5 protein-coding genes and 1 pseudogene are annotated in these 3,522 nt (G+C 37.0%); 1 reads left to right on the top strand and 5 read right to left on the bottom strand.

Annotated elements, in window-relative coordinates; all coding sequences use genetic code 11:
• From ACFIKJ_RS08825 to ACFIKJ_RS08805, 5 genes and pseudogenes are all read right to left on the bottom strand, one after another.
• Positions 1-215, bottom strand: a pseudogene (locus tag ACFIKJ_RS08825) (hypothetical protein); the annotation flags it as partial.
• A 145-nt stretch (positions 216-360) separates the two neighbouring features.
• The gene (locus ACFIKJ_RS08820) at positions 361-999 is read right to left on the bottom strand and encodes a hypothetical protein (RefSeq protein ID WP_375670506.1); all 639 of its coding nucleotides are present in this window, start codon (positions 997-999) and stop codon (positions 361-363) included.
• Positions 1,000-1,009: 10 nt separating this feature from the next.
• Positions 1,010-1,471, bottom strand: a complete 462-nt coding sequence (locus ACFIKJ_RS08815; RefSeq protein ID WP_375670505.1) for a hypothetical protein — start codon at positions 1,469-1,471, stop codon at positions 1,010-1,012.
• Positions 1,472-1,482: 11 nt separating this feature from the next.
• Entirely contained in the window at positions 1,483-1,818 is a 336-nt protein-coding gene (locus tag ACFIKJ_RS08810; protein WP_273791733.1) for a dATP/dGTP diphosphohydrolase domain-containing protein, read from the bottom strand.
• 676 nt (positions 1,819-2,494) lie between these two features.
• A complete protein-coding gene (locus ACFIKJ_RS08805; RefSeq protein WP_375653989.1) occupies positions 2,495-2,773 on the bottom strand; it encodes a hypothetical protein in 279 nt (92 codons plus the stop codon).
• Positions 2,774-2,885: 112 nt separating this feature from the next.
• Here ACFIKJ_RS08805 and ACFIKJ_RS08800 point away from each other — a divergent pair, with 112 nt between their 5' ends.
• Complete coding sequence (locus ACFIKJ_RS08800; RefSeq protein ID WP_012755091.1) at positions 2,886-3,218, top strand: helix-turn-helix domain-containing protein; 333 nt, start codon at positions 2,886-2,888, stop codon at positions 3,216-3,218.
• Positions 3,219-3,522: the final 304 nt, after the last annotated feature.

Genomic DNA, 3,522 nt, shown 5'->3' with positions numbered 1-3,522 from the left:
TGACGCCTCACCTCTTCAAAATACACCACGTCAATTTGACCTGCTGTCTGCTTTATTTCTGATAGCCATTGCTTAAAACGCAAGTAACGCATTCCACCGCCTTCAAAACGGCGCGATTGAAAATTCACGGTACCACTGAATATGTCACCACTTGCACCACGTATCGCCCACCCCGTTTTGGTACCTAGATCAAAACAAAGAATCGTGTTATTCATCGCGCCGTTCCATACAAAATGTGTTTTAGAAGATTGCTCTTTTTACGAAAATGCTGCCGTAGATCCTCAAAATCCACCAGAAAAAGTGAATTTTTCCGTCCGCGATATTCAATACTTTGAACCAGAAATCTTACAGCTGTTACGTTCAAAGAATAATGGTTTTCCAATTTGAACAATAACGCTGTTGTTCCTCAATACTTTTTTCAGCCAACTCGGCCCATGTCAGTGGCTTTGGCCTCACAAGATGAAATAATAAATATTGCGATCTATCCCATTTATTAACTTCTTCAATTGTAACGGTTTTTTTTGCCATAAACCATGTATGGACATCGTTAATAATTTCAATTGCTTCATTCTTTCTCTGTTCATCCATCATCAATTGTTGCAATATCTTTCGTGCTCTATTATCATCTTTTTCATCACTATATTCATTTATAATTGGAGCTTTGTTTACAAACTCTCTTACAAGCGCACGAACATCTTCAGGCTCTTGAAGATTGTCATTAATATTTTCATATTCAGTCAAATATTCTTGCTCTTTAGATTTCTTCTGTTCAGATTCCAACAAACGTTCTTGCACTTCTTTTTGTAATTTTTGTAAATGTTGTATTTTCTCTTCATTTTCTGCTAGCTGTCCTTCCATCAATGCTTTTTGTGACGTTATTAACTCATTTTTTTCTGCTAGCTCTTTTCTAAGCCTTCGCACTCTTTTAGAAGAGTCATGAACAGCATAAAACGAAATCACATTCGCAATTAAGGAAATAACAATTGCTACTAAACTCATCTTTATCTCCTCACTTACCCTTCTTCTTACTCTTCTTATTCTTATGAGGCGGCGCTTTTACTGCTTCATCACGCTGTTTAAGCTTTTGTGTTAGTCTTTGAATTTCCGCATCACGTGATTGCACATCTGCTTCGAGTGTCATTACAACTTCACTTACATTTCTGAACGCCTTTTCATGCTCTTCAGTCTTTTGTTTCAGTTGTTTAATTTCCTCGTCACGTTCTTTAATCTCTTGCTTCAGTTTTTTAATTTCTGCTTCAGACTTTCCTATATCCGCATCACATTCATAAGTTATATTTCTATTCCCTAATATAAAATCAGTATTTACCTTTTTTACTCTTGCCCTAAGATATTGAATCTCCTCTGAAAGAGCCTTAACTTGGTTGCGATAATGCAATGCAATACGAAACATCACTCCGCTTAAGAGCAAAACTGAAACCACTGCTATCCATAAAATCTCATTCGAACTCATCTTTATCTCCTTTAATTTTTATGAGGGCGGTCATCATGACCAATCTGTTGTGCTTCGCATTCCATTAAAAAAAGAATGCAACAAGCCGCATGTGCCAAGTGTGATAAATCACTCTCAGCATCCTTATGCTCTCCACCAAACCATGCTAATAAATGACGTAAAGCAGCACCGTGAAACCTGCTCCAGTGCATGCCATTACGCCAATTGTTTGCTCCGTACTTCTTTGCCCCAAACTCTAAAACTTTGCCGATTTCAATCAGTGCCAACGGCGGTATAAGCTCTATACGAGGCTTACCATCATCATTCTTATGCGCTTCGTTTGTGCTATATGAAACGTGTTTACGCATGTAAACTTCGTCGTTATCGCGAAAATCTTCATAGTCACAAACATCGGCATTGCCGTAAATCTTGGCATTCTCTCTAATCTTGGCATGCCCGTGAACTAACGCATTGTCATAAACTTTAGATTGATTGAAAACTTCGGCATTACCAAAAACCTTGGCTTGACCGTAGACACGTGCTTTGTTGTAAACCTTAGCATCCCCATAAATGCGAGAATTGCCGTAAACTTCTGCTTTGCCTTTTACTGAAGCATTCTCATAAATTTGCGCCTTACCATAAACACGGGTATCACTACCATAAACCTCCGCATTACCGTAAATCTTTGCATAATTATAAACATACACACAATTAGAAACATCTGCACAACCGTATACTTGTGCATGCCCAAAAACACGTGCCATGCCACCAACACGGGCATCTCCAAAAACACGAGCATTGCCAAAAACATACCCATTATTAAAAGATCTATCCGAACCAGCTACCCAACAATCACCCTCATGTGATAGGTTACCTTCATGTTCTATAAAACCACCAAGATCACCTTTCTTGACTCTTCCAAAGTCTCTCAGTGCCCGTATGCGACGAAGCATTACAATACCATGTGAATTATTCTTATCAGGATAAAGCGTTACTCCTTGGCGTGTGAACTCATATTTCTTTTCTACAGCCATCTTTGTCTCCTTAATGCTGTAAAGTTTCTCCGGTGTGATCAACACCGCAGCTCTTGCTAATTTTCGACAATGGGGGGTGTTGCTCTTGCATTAATCTCTGCAAGCGCTCGGGATAAAAAAAATCTTCTGGACGCAAATCTATCCCATGATCACGTGCGTAATCTAAAATTTTTTGCTGGTGTTTTGCTGGCATGTCACGCCATCTATAAACAGATGACACATCTCTTTGCACTATGGTTGCTACAGTTTTGAAACCACCTAAATATTTTATAATTAATCTCGAAGCCATATGTAATCTCCATAACAGCGCAATAAATAATTGCACTTTTTACATATGTCAATAAAAAATGCACTTTTCTCATTTTTGCATTTTACGTATTTTTAGGGATAATATTTAGATTATGAGTAGCAATATTGAAAAAAGTATCCGACAATGGCTAGAAAAGAAATTAAACGAGCGCGGACACGGTGCTCAAATAGAATTAGCCGCTCACTTGGGAATCCATCAATCCACTATAAGTAGAATGATTAATCCTTACAAAAATGGAAAATCAAGAAGCATAAGTATTGGAGAATTAGTTAAAATAGCAGAGTTTTTTAATGAACCCCCCCCAAATTTCTTCAATGATGTTGATCAAGAATTTATGAATTTTTATCGTGATCTTTCTGAAGAAAACAAGAGAGATGTGATTTTGTATATTGAGTTTTTAAGGCAATCAAAAAATAAGAAATAGTTTCCTTTTCCTTCTGAGAAAACCCTTTTAGAAGATTATAATCTTGTTCCGTTACTTGCATATTGTATCTCCATAAATTGTGGATAGTGCATTTTTTAAAAAAACATACCTAACATAAATATGCACTTTTTACATTTTTATGTTGACACTTGCACTTTTTACATATATTCACTCCATATCTTAGAAAATAACTTTTGCCAATAGGCAGTATGGAGGCATTTGTGAATAAACCAGTGTTTATAAATTCTGATGAAATTCTCTTAGTGATGTGCGAAAATGAAGAGCAAAATCTCGCTAAATCTGG

It is taken from the genome of Bartonella sp. PS7NMGDW, assembly GCF_042193585.1.
Classification (GTDB): Bacteria; Pseudomonadota; Alphaproteobacteria; order Rhizobiales; family Rhizobiaceae; genus Bartonella; species Bartonella grahamii.
This window is presented reverse-complemented; position numbering and strand designations above follow the sequence as displayed.

Bases quoted from the DNA above. Each gene is read 5' to 3' on its own strand.
- ACFIKJ_RS08800 (WP_012755091.1), top strand. From the start codon at position 2,886: ATGAGTAGCAATATTGAAAAAAGTATCCGACAATGGCTAGAAAAGAAA.
- ACFIKJ_RS08820 (WP_375670506.1), bottom strand. From the start codon at position 999: ATGAGTTTAGTAGCAATTGTTATTTCCTTAATTGCGAATGTGATTTCG.
- ACFIKJ_RS08805 (WP_375653989.1), bottom strand. From the start codon at position 2,773: ATGGCTTCGAGATTAATTATAAAATATTTAGGTGGTTTCAAAACTGTA.
- ACFIKJ_RS08815 (WP_375670505.1), bottom strand. From the start codon at position 1,471: ATGAGTTCGAATGAGATTTTATGGATAGCAGTGGTTTCAGTTTTGCTC.
- ACFIKJ_RS08810 (WP_273791733.1), bottom strand. From the start codon at position 1,818: ATGCGTAAACACGTTTCATATAGCACAAACGAAGCGCATAAGAATGAT.